Below are 15,712 nucleotides of genomic sequence, written 5' to 3'. Positions count from 1 at the left end.
ACATGAAGAAACTTATTCTATTCGCTCCCTTGCTCCTTGTTGGTTGTGGTGGCCTAGCCGTCATGGATCGTACTGATGCCGTAAAAGCACAACCAGAAATGCTGATCAAAACCGACGGTGATTTTTGGGGATTCGGTGCAGATGGCCATTTTGATTTTGCTGGTAAGTACAAAGGCAAGTATTCACGCAGTGCTTCTAACTCAAGTTGGTTTAACCGTATCTCTTTCAAAGAAGGTTCAATGGGCGCAGAAGTGACTCGTATCGACAGCGGGGAAACTTGGCTTTTGAACTGCACCGGAGGCGGTATGTCGGTTAACTACATGGGCGTCGATTTTGGTGGGAATGATCCTTACACCTGTGACATTACTCAAGATGGTAAAAAAGTCGGTGAGTTTGCGATGGAGCCAAAATCGGCTCTCATCGACATCAGCTTTGAGAAAAAAGAGACAGGCATAGTGCGTATTGGTAGCACCCACTTTAATGTAGAAACTGTACATACTAGTCCTGACGCCATGATGGCGGTAGACATTCCATTGGGTTATAGCTTTAAGGAAGGCACACAAGAAATTGCCGCTGTGCAGACGAACGGTACCATTGCGGTACAGATGCTCCCTGAACTTAGCGAACAAAAAAAGGATGTAGTTGCCATCGGCGCTGTTGCAAGTGCACTAAGTTGGCGCCCTAAAAAATAGCCATTACATAAAACAACAACACACAAAAAACAAAGCCCTCTACTTTTTTGAGGGCTTTTATTGCTTGTACTCATAGAAATAAGTGGAGCACTACTTCTCTAATCTTCCCATATACTGCTTGGGCGTTAATCCACGATGTTTCTTAAACATACGATTGCAGCTCGCCACATTGGTGTAACCAAGGCGCGTGGCAATGTCATCAATACTCACGCGCTTACTCAACAAACCAGCTGCAATATTACTCAATACATAGCCAGAAACCGTCGAAAAATTGAGCCCTAATTTATGCAAACGACGTTGAAACTGCTGTTCAGATAAATCAAGCAGAGAAGACACGCGCTCTAACGTTGGCAATCCATAATGGCTGCTGTAATTCACCACTTCATAAATCACTTTCAACTCATCTTCTGGGTCGGGCATATTAAGCAAATCATCCAAATCGGAAAAACTCATCGCTAGACGGTTGTCTTCTCGATGGCTCACTTGGCGAGAAGCTAGTCGGTCATCTCCCGGGATCCATATCTCTGTTTTTGGCTGACTCCATTCCACCTCGCAGCCGAAATATTCCCGGTATCGCTCAGTATTTTTTCTCGAGCCTGAAACCTTGACACGTAAAGGCTGGTAATCTTTGCCAAGAAATTCGCGTAACACCTTAATCATAAATACCGCACAGCGGATACTATCGTGCACCTTTACTGACGTTTCTATAAACGGGTTGTGGTAAGTCCATTTGATGATTTTACCCGACTGTTCGCCAGCAAAAAACGCCCCTGATTGTAGGTTGCTCACACCATAATTCACTCGCCGAATGGTACTGGCTAAATCATTGCCGGAGAATAACCAGCGTCCCACTGGCCCTAGCTTTTGCAGTTCAATACCTCGGCTGAGACTCAACACCACATCCGGGTCACCACTGGCTTGTTCAACACAACGGTACCATTCCGCAACGGCTTTTAGCGGGATCAGTGTCATTGGGTTACGAAACACCGATGCTGGGATCCCTAACTCATCCGAGTCCAAATTGTATTTAGATAACGCGAGGTTATGCATGTTTAGAATGCCCATCGCGCGAATAAACCGAACCGTTTTCATAACCAATCACATCAAATTTAATCCTGTAGTGATTGAATCTGTCACAAAGAAAGCCGCAAATCAAATTCAGATCACAATACGCCAACAGTTTGATAGAGGAGTGTTTAATGAGTTTACTGAGTGTCCCGTTTGTCGGTACAGGCGCAGATACGGCGTTACATGTTGTCGCTGCTGTCGTTTTAATTGCGAGTGTCGCGGGCGCGTGTTACGGCTTTTGGAAAATCCATGAATTGCCTATCAATAAAGCACACAGCAAAGACCATCATCAGATAGGGCTCATCACTGCGCTGACCTGGATAGGGTTTGTCTGGCACTGGGTTTGGGTGCTAGCCGTGATCTTTGCATTCGTTGATATGGAAAAAGCCATCATCAATCTGCGTGATACATGGAAAAGTAAACCGCAAACAGAAACACAGCCAAAAGAGGAAGCATAATGTTAGAAGGTTTAGCGGTATGGGCACTCTTCATCTATCTGTTGCGTTTGGTTGGCATGCCTTGGAACAAAGCAACCAAATCGTTCGCTTATCTTGGCGGCTTGGGTTGGCTAATGTTCGTCTGGGTAGGTTTGATTAACTTCACCCCGATGGATTTATCCGGCGGTTCTGTCGTGCAGTCGCCACACATCCAATTGCGTCCAGATTCAACCAATGTAAAAGGTAAAGTTGACCACATTTACATTGAGCCGAATCAGCAAGTTAAAGAAGGTCAGCTCATTTATGAACTTGACCCAACGCAATACAACATCGCATTAAATCAAGCGAACGTATCCGCTGATTCTGCTCGCGTTGCATTAGCTACAGCAATAGGCGACATCGAGATTGAAGAAGCTAACCACGAAGCGCTAGTGCAAGATCTAGAAACATCAAAGAGCCAGTTGGAAGCGGCGAAAGTTGACTACAAATTGCAGAAAAAGATGCTAGTTCGCTATGTTGAGCAAAACCGAGTGGTGCAAAACACCATCACGGAAAGCGACATCGACAAACAGTCGAGCACAGTAGACATGGCTCGCCACAATGTGTTGACTCTTGAATCTCAAATCAAGAAGAAACAAGTCGATATTTCACGTGCGAAGCTGGCGATTCATAAAGCGGAGTTAGCGGTTGAAACGAAGCAGGCTGAATTGCGTCAAGCGGAAGAGCAAATTGCAAAAGCACAATGGGATTTGAACAGCACCAAAGTGCATGCACCTAGTGATGGCTTTGTAACTAACTTTATCCTGCGTGAAGGTCAGCGCGTATCAGCGATGCCACGTATTAATATGTACACCAACGAGAAGTACGTACTGATGCGAGTGAACCACCAAGCGATTCGTAACATCAAACCGGGTCAGCCAGCGGAATTCTCTTCGTCCGTTTACCCAGGTAAGATCTTCTCAGCGACCGTCGAAGGCATTGTTGAAGCAACAGGTGAGTCACAAGGTAATCTACTGGGTTTCGATGATTCCGTACGTGTCACCACTGGAAAGAACTTACAGAACAAACACCACTTTGTTCGTCTTAAGATTGATGAGCCAGAAGGCTCCGACATCCCTGTTGGCTCTGTTGGCCTCGCATGGGTCAGCGGTGAAAAACCGATAGGCTTCATGGCCTTCTTAGATGTGATTCGCGGGATCATCATCCGAATGAAGTCTCAACTGTACTTCTTCTACTCTATCTAAACTCGCAAACCGCCAGTTACGCTGGCGGTTTTCTTTTCATTTGTATCCAAACATATCCTTTTCCCGTATAACAATTAGTTAGTAAATAGCGGAGAAGATTCATGTCGGCAAAGGAAAGAAGCCTACCTACCCATCGCATCTCAAGATTCAGCAAGTTCGCTTCACTTGCTACCCGTGTCGCAGGCAATGTGATTGCAGAAGGCACGAAGCAGATAGCCAAAGGCAACAAACCAAAAGCGAAAGACCTCTTGCTGACGCCACAGAACATCGCGCGCTTAACTGACCAACTTGCTCACCTGCGTGGCGCTGCAATGAAGCTTGGTCAAATGCTATCAATGGATGCTGGTGATGTTTTAGAACCTGAACTTGCCGATATTCTTTCCCGTCTTCGTTCCAACGCAGACCCAATGCCTGCAAAACAACTCAACGCAGTAATGGAAAGTTCGCTAGGAACGAATTGGAAAGCTGAGTTTCTGTCATTTAACTTCAAACCAATCGCCAGTGCATCAATAGGACAAGTGCACCAAGCCTACAGCGATGCGGGCGATAACCTAGCCGTCAAAGTGCAATATCCGGGCATACGGAAAAGTATCGATAGCGACGTCGATAATGTCGGTACACTGCTCAAGGTCGTTGGGTTGATTCCCGAGTCTGTCGACTACAAAGGATTGCTCGAAGAAGCGAAAAAGCAGCTACATGACGAGGCCGATTACGCACGAGAGGCACAATTTGCCATTCGTTATCATGACGCTTTGAAGGAGCACCCTCATTTTGTGGTGCCCAAGATTCATACTGAAAGTTGCTCAGACTCCGTTCTCGCGATGGAATTCATTGATGGCAGTCCGATTGAGCAAATCGAACATTATGATCAGAGTACGCGAGATTTTGTCATGCACAGCCTACTCGAATTACTGTTTCGAGAGCTGTTCGAATTTAAGATGGTACAAACCGACCCAAATTTCGCCAACTACTTATATATCGAAAACACTCGTCAAATCGGCTTGCTAGATTTCGGGGCCACTCGCGAGTACAGCGAGCGGTTCAGCACTGGTTATCGCCAAGCTTTCGCATCTGTCGTTAACAATGACGAACAAGGCTTGAATGATGCGCTTGAACAAATAGGCTTCTTCAGCCAAACCATCCTTCCAGACCAACGCCAAGCGATTCTCGATCTAGTGAAAATGGCATGTGAACCTATGTTGGTCGATGAGCCCTATGATTTCAAAGCCAGCGGCTTAGCACAAAAGCTTCGCGAGGCTGGCACCATTCTAAGCATGGAGCAAGAATACTGGCATACTCCACCAGCAGATGCCCTATTTTTACACAGAAAAATCGGCGGAATGTACTTGCTGGCAGCCCGTATTGGCGCAAAAGTGAACATTCGCCAATTGGTACAGCCATATCTCACCATCAACAGCGAATAGCCTATTGTTTTTCTGTTACTTTCAAGTACCTTGAGCAAGGTTAAGATGCATAGTTGTGCATCTCAATAACATGCCATACTTCCATAAAACGAATTAACTATCGGGGTACTCGGTGAGCAAGTTTCAAGATCTCTCCACTCTAATCCAGCAAATTGGCCAAGCCGAAGAAGCGGATCAAGTCGCAACGCTCAATGAATCTATTGAAGCGGGCCTCGAGCCCGGCGCGGTTGCCCTGATTCTAGAAGCATTTCCAATCGACGATCGTGTTCGCTTATGGCGAGCTTTACCACTAGAGCTACATATCGACGTGTTAACGGAAATGCGTGCGGACGTACGTTTCTCTATCATCAATGCGTTATCTGAAGTCGAGCTAAAGCTCACTCTCGCTAAACTCGACAACTTATCGCTCATCGAATGGGCCGATTCGTTGCCAGAGTCGATCATCAACGAAGCGCTCTCGTTGATAGAAAAAGATGAGTTGGAACTTTACGATCAAGCAAACGAGTATGCTGATGAAGAACTCGGCCACTGGGCTGAACGTAAGATCATCACCCTGCCCTTCAACATTACGATTGGGACAGCTAAGCAGTTAATGGAGCGCTATAGCTACGACACGCCTCAACAGGTGTATCTGATTAATCGTAATAAACAGTATCGTGGAACGGTCAACTACTTCGATATCTTGCGTGGTGACCCCGATACTCGCTTAAAAACACTCGTTATTGAGGCTGTGACGGTGCTAGACAGTAAAATGATGCTTCCTGAAGCGGTAGAGGCATTAGAACACAGCACACTGCCCGCTCTCCCTGTAACTGATGCAGACCAAACACTGATCGGTGAAGTCGATTGGCAGTTTGCATTGAGTACACAGCGTGAAATCTACGAAGCACGTTTGATGGCCGGTACAGGTATGGATGAAGGCGATGACTTGTTTGCGCCAGTATTAAAAAGCTCGCAAAAGCGCGGTGTTTGGTTAGGCATCAATTTGCTTACTGCGATTTTGGCGTCTGTCACTATCGGACTATTTGAAGATGTAATTGCTCAGGTAGTGGCTTTGGCGGTGCTCATGCCAATTGTTGCATCCATGGGGGGCATTGCTGGCAGCCAAACGCTCACTCTAATGATTCGTGCGATGGCGCTTAATCAGATCACCCCAGGTAACCGCTTCAAGCTTTTGAAAAATGAGTTGGGTATTGGCTCTCTGAACGGCATTGCTTGGGCGTTAATCATCGGCGGGCTCGCTGGATTGTGGTTTCAATCTCCGGTTCTAGGGGGAACCATCGCGCTCGCCATTATCGTCAATATTATTACCGCAGCTTTATTTGGTGTGCTGATTCCCATTATTCTGGATAAGTTTAAATTGGACCCCGCTTTGGCTGGCTCGGTGATTCTAACAACAGTGACAGATGTAGTTGGTTTTTTCGCCTTTTTAGGAACGGCGAGTTTAGTCATGCTTTAAAAGGTTCATTGTTTATTAATCAATCATTAGCATAATAGAGTCAAATTGCATAACGCAGTTGCAAATTGCAAACACACTCAAACTTTAAGCAACGCATGTCACAGAAACTACGTATTTTAGGGCATATTAAAGTTGGCACAGTAACTGCATTATATAAATCGACCCTTCTTAAGCCGAGGGTCACCTAGCCAACTGACGTTGTTAGTGAACTTGATTTTGTTCACATGTATATAAGCCAATCGCACTCTTTGCGGTTGGCTATTTTTTTATGTGGCTATTGCCCTCTTATCCTCTGACCGAGCTCGGTTGTACTTTTCTTACCCACAACAGATTGTTTACTGTTTATAAAATTCAAATATTCGCCCACTAAACCATTAGAAATGCCAGCTTCAACAAAAATAAATCACCTACATAAAATAAAACCAAGAAAACACACCCAAGAAAAGAACAAATAACGTCCAAACCAAAAACCTCATCATGAAATCGTTTTCTTTTCATAGAAATCGACTGAACAATCCAGAGTTATAGATAAATTTAATCCATAAAAACAAATAGCAATTCAAAACATTCATTTCACATATAAAACCTGTCTATAAATCATAGAAAATACGTAAAATCAAAATTTCCACCTTTAGAATTTAAAAATCAAACCATTGTTATTAAAAGAAAAAACACACATCAAAAACAAAGCAAACGTTTAAATTGCAATTTTATCATTGACTATTAAATTTACATCACGATAATACGCGCCGTTTGCCTGAAAATCAGGTGCTATAATTTAATATTTCAATGTGCGGAGGTAATAATGGCTGGAGACAATAACTACAGTCTTGGACCAGTTCCTAACACGGCCAGAAAAGGCGTGGCGTCACTTACAATGGTGATGTTAGGACTCACTTTTTTCTCCGCAAGTATGTGGACTGGGGGTTCTCTCGGTACTGGGCTCTCCTTTAATGATTTTTTCCTCGCTGTTCTCATCGGTAACCTAATCCTCGGTATTTACACTTCTTTCCTCGGTTACATCGGCGCTTCTACTGGTCTCTCTACTCACCTTCTTGCTCGTTTCTCTTTTGGTTCTACAGGCTCTTGGCTTCCTTCTGCTCTTCTTGGCGGTACTCAAGTTGGGTGGTTTGGAGTTGGTGTCGCGATGTTTGCGATTCCGGTGCACAAAGCAACGGGCATCGATACCAATACTTTGATCCTTGTCTCCGGTTTGCTCATGACCGCGACCGTTTACTTTGGCATCTCCGCACTGATGGTGTTGTCAGCAATTGCCGTTCCTGCCATTGCGCTACTTGGCGGCTACTCTGTCATCGAGGCAGTAAATAGTGTTGGCGGTATAAGCGAACTACAACAGGTTCAACCAACCGAGCCACTCGATTTTTCAATAGCTCTCGCGATGGTTGTCGGCTCTTTTGTCAGTGCTGGTACATTAACGGCGGATTTCGTACGCTTTGGTAAAAAGCCGCGCAGCGCCGTGATGATCACCATGGTGGCATTTTTCATCGGTAACTCGTTAATGTTTATCTTTGGCGCGGCAGGTGCGTCGGTGACGGGTCAATCAGACATCTCTGAAGTGATGATCGCGCAAGGTCTTCTTATTCCAGCTATCATCGTTCTTGGCTTGAACATCTGGACGACCAACGACAACGCGCTCTACGCATCGGGTCTTGGATTTTCCAACATCACAGGCTTACCAAGTAAATACATCTCAATGGCGAACGGTCTTGTTGGCACACTTTGCGCTCTCTGGCTCTACAATAACTTTGTTGGCTGGCTGACCTTCTTATCTTTGGCAATTCCACCGATTGGCGGTGTGATCATCGCTGACTTCTTCACGAACCGTAAACGCTACGCAAACTTTGAAGCCGCCCAATTCCAAAACATTAACTGGGCTGGCATTATCGCTGTCGTGATTGGCGTTGGTGCGGGACACTTCCTGCCTGGCGTAGTGCCGATTAACGCTGTACTTGGCGGCGCAATTAGCTTCCTGATTCTTAATCCTGTTCTCAACAAAAAAGCACTGGCTACACAGCCAGCGTAAGGAACCATCATGACAACACTACTGATCAAAAACGTAACGCTAAAAGGACAAGAAGGTCTGCAGCAAATTTTGATTGAAGATGGTCAATTCAAGCGCATTGAAAGCAACGATGTGGAGCTTAGTCATAACGGTGACATCATCGATGCTGAAGGCGGTATGGCGGTTGCGCCTTTCTGCGAGCCACACATTCACTTAGATACAACTCAAACCGCAGGTGAGCCAAGCTGGAACATCTCTGGCACATTGTTTGAGGGTATTGAACGTTGGGCTGAGCGCAAAGAAATGCTGTCGATTGAAGACGTGAAAGCGCGCGCAAAACAAACCTTAAAATGGCAGATAGCAAACGGCGTACAACACGTTCGTACCCACGTCGATGTTTCAGACCCTACCCTAATTGCCCTAAAAGCGATGGTAGAAGTGCGTGAAGAGATGAAAGAATGGGTAGATATCCAAATCGTCGCCTTCCCGCAGGAAGGAATTCTCTCTTACCCAAATGGCAAAGAGCTGCTGGAAGAAGCCGTCAAATTAGGTGCGGACGTGATTGGCGCGATTCCACACTTTGAATTCACACGCGAATATGGCATTGAATCGCTGCACTACGTATTCGAGTTAGCGAAAAAATACGACCGCCTGATCGACGTGCATTGTGATGAAATCGATGACGAACAATCTCGGTTCGTTGAAACACTGGCAGCATTAGCGCACAAGTTTGATATGGGGAATAAAGTCACGGCCAGTCACACCACAGCGATGGGTTCCTACAACGGTGCATACGCATCTCGCCTGTTCCGTTTATTACGCATGTCCGGTATCAACTTCGTGGCAAATCCATTGGTGAACATTCACTTACAAGGCCGTTTTGATGATTACCCAAAACGTCGCGGCGTAACACGAGTGAAAGAGATGCTGAATGCCAACATCAACGTCTGCTTTGGACACGATGATGTATTTGACCCTTGGTACCCACTAGGCACTGCAAACATGCTGCAAGTGCTGCATATGGGTCTGCACGTGTGCCAGGTGATGGGTTACGACCAAATCAACAACTCACTGGATCTGATCAGCACCAATTCAGCACGTACACTGAACATTCAAGATAAGCACGGCATTGAAGAAGGCAAACCTGGTAGTTTACTGATTCTTCCCGCAGAAAATGGTTTTGACGCAGTACGTCGCCAAGTGCCGGTTCGTTACTCTGTTCGTCACGGTAAAGTGATTGCAGAAACACAGCCTGCGACAACTCATATTCATCTTGAACAAGCAGAGCAAGTAACGTTCAAACGCTAAAAAGATCGGCGAAACGAAAAAGGCCTGACGACATCGTCAGGCCTTTTTTCTACTGGTAAACATCACTGCTCGCTCTGTCTATTCTTGTCTCATAAACCACTGAACACATTGAAAGGCCATATAAAACGGCTGAGTACCAAACGTTGCACAAGGTTCTGGTGGCTGAATCTCAATTACACCATCGCACTTGGAAATTATTCTAAGCGTTGGGCATACTTCTGACTTCATTTTAGTTGTAGATATGAACCATGACGTCATTAAGCCAGATAGAACCGCAATTTTTGGAATTTATGCAGCAAGAGATGCAAGTAGATGCAGCTCATGATCTTAAACACGTAAAACGCGTGGTCAAAACAGCGAAACAGCTCTGCAAAGAAGAAAATGCAGACATCGCGATTGTATTACCGGCTGCCTATTTGCATGATTGCTTTACTTACCCGAAAGATCACCCAAATCGCAAAGAGAGCTCAATCATCGCAGCCAAAAAAGCGGTCGCATTTTTAGAGAGTATCGATTATCCGCAGCAATATCATGATGCCATTGCTCATGCGATAGAGGCACACAGCTTTAGCGCAAACATCAGGCCAAATACGTTGGAAGCTAAAATCGTCCAAGATGCCGACCGTCTGGACGCTTTAGGCGCAATTGGCGTGACGCGATGCATTCAAGTCAGCACTCAATTTAACGCGCAACTTTACAACGACAGCGATATATTTGCCGAAGAACGTGAACTTAACGATAAACAATTCACTCTGGATCACTTTCAAACCAAGTTATTCAAAATCGCTGAAACCATGAACACAGAGTCAGCAAGACGCGAAGCGCAAAAACGCAAAACCTTTATGCAAACGTACCTAGAGCAGTTACACGACGAGGTAACAGCGTAAATGTCAGAGAGCTATACGTTAATTAAAGAGCTTAAACGCCAACTAAAGTTAGCTGGGCTGCATTATGCCGATGTTGCACAACACCTTGATTTAAGTGAAGGAAGCGTCAAACGTTTACTCGCTGAAGGTCAACACATTAGTCTTGAACGCTTAGAACGCATTTGCCAATTGATTGGTTTAGAAATGGCGGAACTATTTAAGCTCGCGGCTGCGCACAATAAAGGTCTGGAGTCGCTAACGTTAGAGCAAGAAAAGCAGTTGGTTGATGATAAAGCCCTGCTACTCGTGGCAATCTGTGTTGTAAATGGCTATCAGTTTGAGCAAATCGTTCAGCAATACACCTTCAATGAGTTTGAACTGGTGCAAAAGCTTACTCATTTGGATCGTCTGAACATCATCGACTTGCAGCCAAATAACAAAATTCGTTTGCGTATATCTCCGACATTTAAGTGGCAGATGGGCGGCCCTATTCAACGGTTCTTCCAACAGCAAGTTCAAGACGCCTTTTTCCAAAGCTACTTTTCTGGTGAAGATGAAAAGTTCTCCATGGCAACAGGACTGATGAGTGTACCAAGCAACAAGAAGCTACAACAGAAACTGCAAAAGGTCATCGATGAGTTTTATCAGGCTTGCCAAAATGATAGCTCTCTCGATATGGACGAAAAGCACGGCACCTCTCTGATTATTGCGATGCGTCGTTGGACGTTCCCTTTGTTTGAACCATGGGAAAGAAAACCTGCTCAGAAGTCTCGGAGTTAGTAACTCAATAAACGAATGGAAATGAAAGTAACGAATTTCGTTACTTTTGGTGGCATACAACGTCACTTGAAAGAGAAAGCTGGTTTAATCGTTCATTGAGCATAAAGTGCTCCCATCTCATTCGACTTTGTTTAATCGGAGCCAGCATGTTTTTCTCAAAACGCTTTTTTCCTTACTTTGTGACGCAATGCCTTGGCGCACTCAATGACAACATCTACAAAAACGTTCTGTTATTGATGGTGACATACAGCCAAATTGATAACCTACCAATATCTGTCAATCTATTCGTTAATTTGGCGGCAGGCTTATTCATCCTACCTTTCTTTCTATTCTCAGCGCATGCTGGTGCCGTCGCTGACAGCATGGACAAAGCCAAATTAATCCGACGTCTAAAGCTCATCGAACTAGCTATCATGTCTTGCGCAGCAACCGCTATTGCCACCCAAAGTGCCATGCTGATGCTGGTTCTGCTGTTTATGACAGGCACTCAATCGGCCTATTTTGGTCCCGTGAAATACGCCTTGTTACCACAAGCGCTCAAACCAAATGAGCTTGTTAAAGGAAATGCTTGGGTTGAAATGGGCACGTTTCTTTCGATTCTTATAGGTACGCTTAGCGCAGGCCTGCTGCTAGCCATTCCTAATGGTACCTTGATTGCTTCTTGTACCGTGATTGCCTTGTCTTTGCTTGGGTTCATGAGCAGCGTGAATATTCCAACGATGCCTAGCCAATCGAATGACAAAGCGAAATTTGAACCGATTTCTGGTTTAAAGAACACGTTAAAAGTGGCAAAAAAACAGAGAGGCATCTGGATGTCTATTCTTGCCATCAGTTGGTTCTGGTTCATGGGTGCGACTTACCTAACTCAATTCCCTAACTTCGCACGCGAACATTTGTTCGCAGATAGCACTGTCGTTTCTTTACTGTTGGCATTGTTTTCGATTGGTATCGCGACAGGCTCTTGGTTGTGTGAAAAACTTTCTTTCAACCACGTTGAGCTTGGTATTTTGCCATTCGGTATCCTTGGTCTGACAGTCTTTGGCGTCGACTTGCTATGGGCAGTCCCAAGTTATCTATCACTTCCGGTGCACTTTTATGATGTGCAAAGCTTCGTTGCTGAATCCAAACATCTGCGCGTCATGATTGACCTGTTCCTTGTTGGTGTAAGCGGCGGTGTCTTTATTGTTCCTCTTTATGCGTTCATCCAATCGCGTTCAAACAAAGGGGAGTGTGCACGTGCCATTGCTGCTAACAACATCATGAATGCGTTGTTTATGGTGGTGTCTGCTTTGGTTTCGATCGTTGTACTCAGCGTACTAGAGCTTTCTATTGTGGAACTGTTTACCATGATGGCAATAAGTAATTTTTTCGTGGCGATCTATGTCTATCGCCAAGTACCGGAATTTACACAACGCTTTATCAGTTATTTACTCAGCCATTGTATGTATCGTGTGTCAGTAAAGGGGCGCCAACATATTCCTGAACAAGGTGCTGCGTTAATCGTGGCTAACCATGTTAGCTATGTCGATGCATTGATTTTGATGGGAACCTCTACTCGCCCGGTTCGTTTTGTGATGGACAAGTCCATCAGCGAGCTACCTGTTCTTAAATATGTATTCCTTCATGCCGGTGTTATCCCGATCTGTTCTCCACGTAAGTGTGCCGACACTTACCGACGAGCATTTGAGGAGATTGAACAAGCACTTTACGACGGTGAGGTTGTCTGTATCTTCCCTGAGGGTCGTTTAACGTCTAACGGTCAATTGGGTGAGTTTCGCCCTGGTGTAGAGAAAATCCTTGAACGTAACCCTGTTCCTGTCATCCCTATGGCGTTAAAAGGGCTTTGGGGTTCTTTTTTCAGCCATAAAGGCGGACATGCTCTCACAAAACGACCGACTCGTTTTTGGTCAAAAGTGGATGTTGTTATCGGTGAAGTGTTAAGTCCTGCGTCTTTAAATCGTCATCAATTGCAACAACAAGTACAGGATTTACTGGGCTGAGTCGCTTGCTACAGCAGTCAAACTTTGCAGCAAAACGTAAATATGCACCACAAAGCACAAGTAGTTTCTTGTCAATTAGAGTAGGATATCTACGACGTCATAAATCTAGGAGGTATTATGAAAATCATCATCTTACATGGTCTTTATATGCATGGGCTGGTCATGCAGCCTCTTAGCCAAAAGCTGAGAAAACTCGGATACGAAACGCAAGTACTCAGCTATAACACTGTTGCTATCGATGAGTCTTCACTGTTTGATTCTATTGATCATTCGCTTAATCCACTGACCACAAACGTGCTCGTGGGACACAGCTTGGGGGGCTTGATGATTAAGCGCTATCTCGCCAACAGAAAACCGAGCACTAACTTAATCTCTCATGTTGTCGCTATCGGTTCGCCTCTTAAAGGCGCGTCCATTGTAGGTCGAATTCAAGATCTCGGATTGGGTGCAATTTTAGGCAATTCGCCACACCACGGATTAAACAAACATGATGACGCCTGGGATTTCCCTCAAAAACTCGGCAGTATCGCAGGAACGATGCCGATTGGCGCTCGCCCATTGTTGATCCGTAATGACAACACCATGTCGGACGGTACCGTTACCGTAGAAGAGACAAGACTGGACGGTATGCAAGATCATATCGAAGTGAAGCAAACGCATACGAGCCTGATTTACAACACCTTCGTGCCGCAGCAGATTGATCACTTTATTCGCACAGATTATTTCCGTCGATAGCACACTTTTCCATCATACAGATGGAATCGACTTTCCAAGCTATTCAGTTCGCAGTACTATCCTAGCTCCACTTCTTCACAACTTGGATGAAGTGGTACATTTTTAATTGTTCTCAGGGCGGGGCGAAATTCCCCACCGGCGGTATACTTTTTCAAGTGAGCCCGCGAGCGCTCGATTCGTCGAGGTCAGCAGATCTGGTGAGATGCCAGAGCCGACGGTTATAGTCCGGATGAAAGAGAATAAGAATACACCAGCATAGCGAGTCAGATCGCTAAGAATGCTGGTGCACTTCTTTTTGATCGTATTTTACGGCGATCTCTCATACCGCCCTGATTCTGGTGAAATTTAGGAGTTAACCATGAATCAGTCATCACTACTTGCCGAATTCGGCGACCCAATTACTCGCGTTGAAAACGCACTTATCGCTTTAAAAGAAGGCCGTGGCGTACTGCTTCTTGATGATGAAGATCGCGAAAACGAAGGCGATATCATTTATTCAGTCGAGCACCTCACTAACGAGCAAATGGCATTGATGATCCGCGAATGTAGCGGCATCGTTTGTTTGTGCTTAACAGATGCTCAAGCAGACAAACTGGAACTGCCTCCAATGGTGGTAAACAACAACAGCGCAAACCAAACCGCATTTACGGTTTCTATTGAAGCGAAAGTTGGTGTAACAACGGGTGTTTCAGCAGCAGACCGCGTAACGACCATTAAAACGGCGGCAAACCCGCACGCAAAACCGGAAGATCTTGCTCGCCCGGGTCACGTATTCCCTCTGCGCGCACGTCCAGGTGGTGTAATGACTCGCCGTGGTCACACAGAAGGTACGATTGATCTGATGCAAATGGCAGGGCTTCAACCCGCTGGCGTACTGTGTGAAGTGACCAATCCAGATGGCACGATGGCAAAGGCACCGGAGATCGTAGCATTCGGTCGCCTGCACAACATGCCGGTACTGACGATTGAAGACATGGTAATGTACCTGAACCAGTTCGAGTTGAAACTGGCATAGTCAGATCTCAGCTCTTGAAAAAAGCCGCGCATTTGTGCGGCTTTTTTGATCGATCCTCTTTGCACTTGAGTAGTTATACTTATTGAAAACAAGGGGAACAACACCATGAAAGGATTACTGAAACTCGCCGCTCTCGTTAGCTTTCTCTCCATGAATTCGCTTGCTCTTGCATCTGAGTGCCCTGATATTCTTCAAGGTAAGCAAAGGTTGTTAAACTCAACGGAAGAAGTCGATCTATGCGAAAGCTTTAAGGGAAAGACACTACTAGTCGTCAATACAGCAAGCCAGTGCGGCTTCACTCCTCAGTTCGAACAGTTAGAAACCCTCTATCAAACTTACAAAGACCAAAACTTCACCGTTATCGGTTTCCCGAGCAATGACTTTCGACAAGATAGAGGAAGCGAAACAAACACTGCGAAAGTCTGTTATCTCGATTACGGGGTAACCTTTCCAATGATGGCTCGCTCTTCAGTATTAGGTGTAGATGCGAACCCAGTCTTCAACCAAATTACTAACCAAGCAGGCATAAAACCAAAATGGAACTTCTACAAGTTTCTGATTAGCTCTGAAGGTAAAGTTATTGCTACTTTTCCAAGCTCCACATCACCGACAAGTACTACGCTTACCAATATGATAGAGCAACAATTGTAAGGTGACGACC

General features: G+C 45.3%; 14 protein-coding genes and 1 riboswitch. Of the genes, 13 read left to right on the top strand and 1 reads right to left on the bottom strand.

All coding sequences use genetic code 11. The features are described 5' to 3' along the window. Positions 1 to 2: 2 nt before the first annotated feature. Complete coding sequence (locus IQP38_RS19440) at positions 3 to 692, top strand: hypothetical protein (RefSeq protein WP_017635164.1); 690 nt, start codon at positions 3 to 5, stop codon at positions 690 to 692. 90 nt (positions 693 to 782) lie between these two features. Here IQP38_RS19440 and IQP38_RS19435 read toward each other — a convergent pair whose 3' ends face one another. Next, a complete protein-coding gene (locus IQP38_RS19435; RefSeq protein ID WP_062731051.1) occupies positions 783 to 1,784 on the bottom strand; it encodes an AraC family transcriptional regulator in 1,002 nt (333 codons plus the stop codon). A gap of 107 nt (positions 1,785 to 1,891) precedes the next feature. Here IQP38_RS19435 and IQP38_RS19430 point away from each other — a divergent pair, with 107 nt between their 5' ends. The 12 genes from IQP38_RS19430 (at position 1,892) to IQP38_RS19375 (ending at position 15,702) form a co-directional block, all read left to right on the top strand. Continuing rightward, positions 1,892 to 2,218: an MFS transporter gene (locus tag IQP38_RS19430; protein WP_017635162.1), complete on the top strand. Its 327-nt coding sequence runs from the start codon at positions 1,892 to 1,894 to the stop codon at positions 2,216 to 2,218. Then, positions 2,218 to 3,441, top strand: a complete 1,224-nt coding sequence (locus tag IQP38_RS19425) for an HlyD family secretion protein (RefSeq protein WP_193837922.1) — start codon at positions 2,218 to 2,220, stop codon at positions 3,439 to 3,441. The genes IQP38_RS19430 and IQP38_RS19425 overlap by 1 nt, the downstream gene beginning before the upstream one ends. Positions 3,442 to 3,542: 101 nt before the next feature. Continuing rightward, positions 3,543 to 4,865 (top strand): ABC1 kinase family protein, encoded by a 1,323-nt coding sequence (locus IQP38_RS19420; RefSeq protein WP_005385593.1) that lies wholly within the window; start codon positions 3,543 to 3,545, stop codon positions 4,863 to 4,865. A 112-nt stretch (positions 4,866 to 4,977) separates the two neighbouring features. Next, positions 4,978 to 6,324 (top strand): magnesium transporter, encoded by a 1,347-nt coding sequence (locus IQP38_RS19415; protein ID WP_005373641.1) that lies wholly within the window; start codon positions 4,978 to 4,980, stop codon positions 6,322 to 6,324. Positions 6,325 to 7,129: 805 nt separating this feature from the next. After that, positions 7,130 to 8,368, top strand: coding sequence for a cytosine permease (gene codB / locus IQP38_RS19410; RefSeq protein ID WP_193837921.1), 1,239 nt, complete (start codon positions 7,130 to 7,132; stop codon positions 8,366 to 8,368). A 9-nt stretch (positions 8,369 to 8,377) separates the two neighbouring features. After that, positions 8,378 to 9,655, top strand: a complete 1,278-nt coding sequence (locus IQP38_RS19405; RefSeq protein ID WP_104980493.1) for a cytosine deaminase — start codon at positions 8,378 to 8,380, stop codon at positions 9,653 to 9,655. Positions 9,656 to 9,903: 248 nt separating this feature from the next. After that, a complete protein-coding gene (locus tag IQP38_RS19400; protein WP_017819864.1) occupies positions 9,904 to 10,542 on the top strand; it encodes an HD domain-containing protein in 639 nt (212 codons plus the stop codon). Continuing rightward, positions 10,543 to 11,301 (top strand): helix-turn-helix domain-containing protein, encoded by a 759-nt coding sequence (locus IQP38_RS19395; RefSeq protein WP_193837920.1) that lies wholly within the window; start codon positions 10,543 to 10,545, stop codon positions 11,299 to 11,301. 146 nt (positions 11,302 to 11,447) lie between these two features. Then, entirely contained in the window at positions 11,448 to 13,301 is a 1,854-nt protein-coding gene (locus IQP38_RS19390; RefSeq protein ID WP_193837919.1) for an MFS transporter, read from the top strand. A gap of 117 nt (positions 13,302 to 13,418) precedes the next feature. Continuing rightward, positions 13,419 to 14,036, top strand: a complete 618-nt coding sequence (locus IQP38_RS19385; RefSeq protein ID WP_005373653.1) for a hypothetical protein — start codon at positions 13,419 to 13,421, stop codon at positions 14,034 to 14,036. A 104-nt stretch (positions 14,037 to 14,140) separates the two neighbouring features. Beyond that, positions 14,141 to 14,281: riboswitch (FMN riboswitch) on the top strand. A gap of 113 nt (positions 14,282 to 14,394) precedes the next feature. Beyond that, a complete protein-coding gene (gene ribB, locus IQP38_RS19380; protein WP_005373655.1) occupies positions 14,395 to 15,051 on the top strand; it encodes a 3,4-dihydroxy-2-butanone-4-phosphate synthase in 657 nt (218 codons plus the stop codon). Between the two features lie 105 nt (positions 15,052 to 15,156). Next, positions 15,157 to 15,702: a glutathione peroxidase gene (locus IQP38_RS19375; protein WP_033906358.1), complete on the top strand. Its 546-nt coding sequence runs from the start codon at positions 15,157 to 15,159 to the stop codon at positions 15,700 to 15,702. Positions 15,703 to 15,712: the final 10 nt, after the last annotated feature.

This window comes from Vibrio sp. OPT41, assembly GCF_015163595.1.
GTDB lineage: Bacteria > Pseudomonadota > Gammaproteobacteria > Enterobacterales > Vibrionaceae > Vibrio > Vibrio alginolyticus.
The sequence above is the reverse complement of the archived record's forward strand: the minus strand, read 5'-3'. Positions and strand labels throughout refer to the sequence as shown.

Coding starts and splice junctions, on each gene's coding strand:
- IQP38_RS19400 (WP_017819864.1), top strand. CDS start 9,904: ATGACGTCATTAAGCCAGATAGAACCGCAATTTTTGGAATTTATGCAG.
- ribB (WP_005373655.1), top strand. CDS start 14,395: ATGAATCAGTCATCACTACTTGCCGAATTCGGCGACCCAATTACTCGC.
- codB (WP_193837921.1), top strand. CDS start 7,130: ATGGCTGGAGACAATAACTACAGTCTTGGACCAGTTCCTAACACGGCC.
- IQP38_RS19385 (WP_005373653.1), top strand. CDS start 13,419: ATGAAAATCATCATCTTACATGGTCTTTATATGCATGGGCTGGTCATG.
- IQP38_RS19435 (WP_062731051.1), bottom strand. CDS start 1,784: ATGAAAACGGTTCGGTTTATTCGCGCGATGGGCATTCTAAACATGCAT.
- IQP38_RS19420 (WP_005385593.1), top strand. CDS start 3,543: ATGTCGGCAAAGGAAAGAAGCCTACCTACCCATCGCATCTCAAGATTC.
- IQP38_RS19425 (WP_193837922.1), top strand. CDS start 2,218: ATGTTAGAAGGTTTAGCGGTATGGGCACTCTTCATCTATCTGTTGCGT.
- IQP38_RS19395 (WP_193837920.1), top strand. CDS start 10,543: ATGTCAGAGAGCTATACGTTAATTAAAGAGCTTAAACGCCAACTAAAG.
- IQP38_RS19375 (WP_033906358.1), top strand. CDS start 15,157: ATGAAAGGATTACTGAAACTCGCCGCTCTCGTTAGCTTTCTCTCCATG.
- IQP38_RS19390 (WP_193837919.1), top strand. CDS start 11,448: ATGTTTTTCTCAAAACGCTTTTTTCCTTACTTTGTGACGCAATGCCTT.
- IQP38_RS19430 (WP_017635162.1), top strand. CDS start 1,892: ATGAGTTTACTGAGTGTCCCGTTTGTCGGTACAGGCGCAGATACGGCG.
- IQP38_RS19440 (WP_017635164.1), top strand. CDS start 3: ATGAAGAAACTTATTCTATTCGCTCCCTTGCTCCTTGTTGGTTGTGGT.
- IQP38_RS19405 (WP_104980493.1), top strand. CDS start 8,378: ATGACAACACTACTGATCAAAAACGTAACGCTAAAAGGACAAGAAGGT.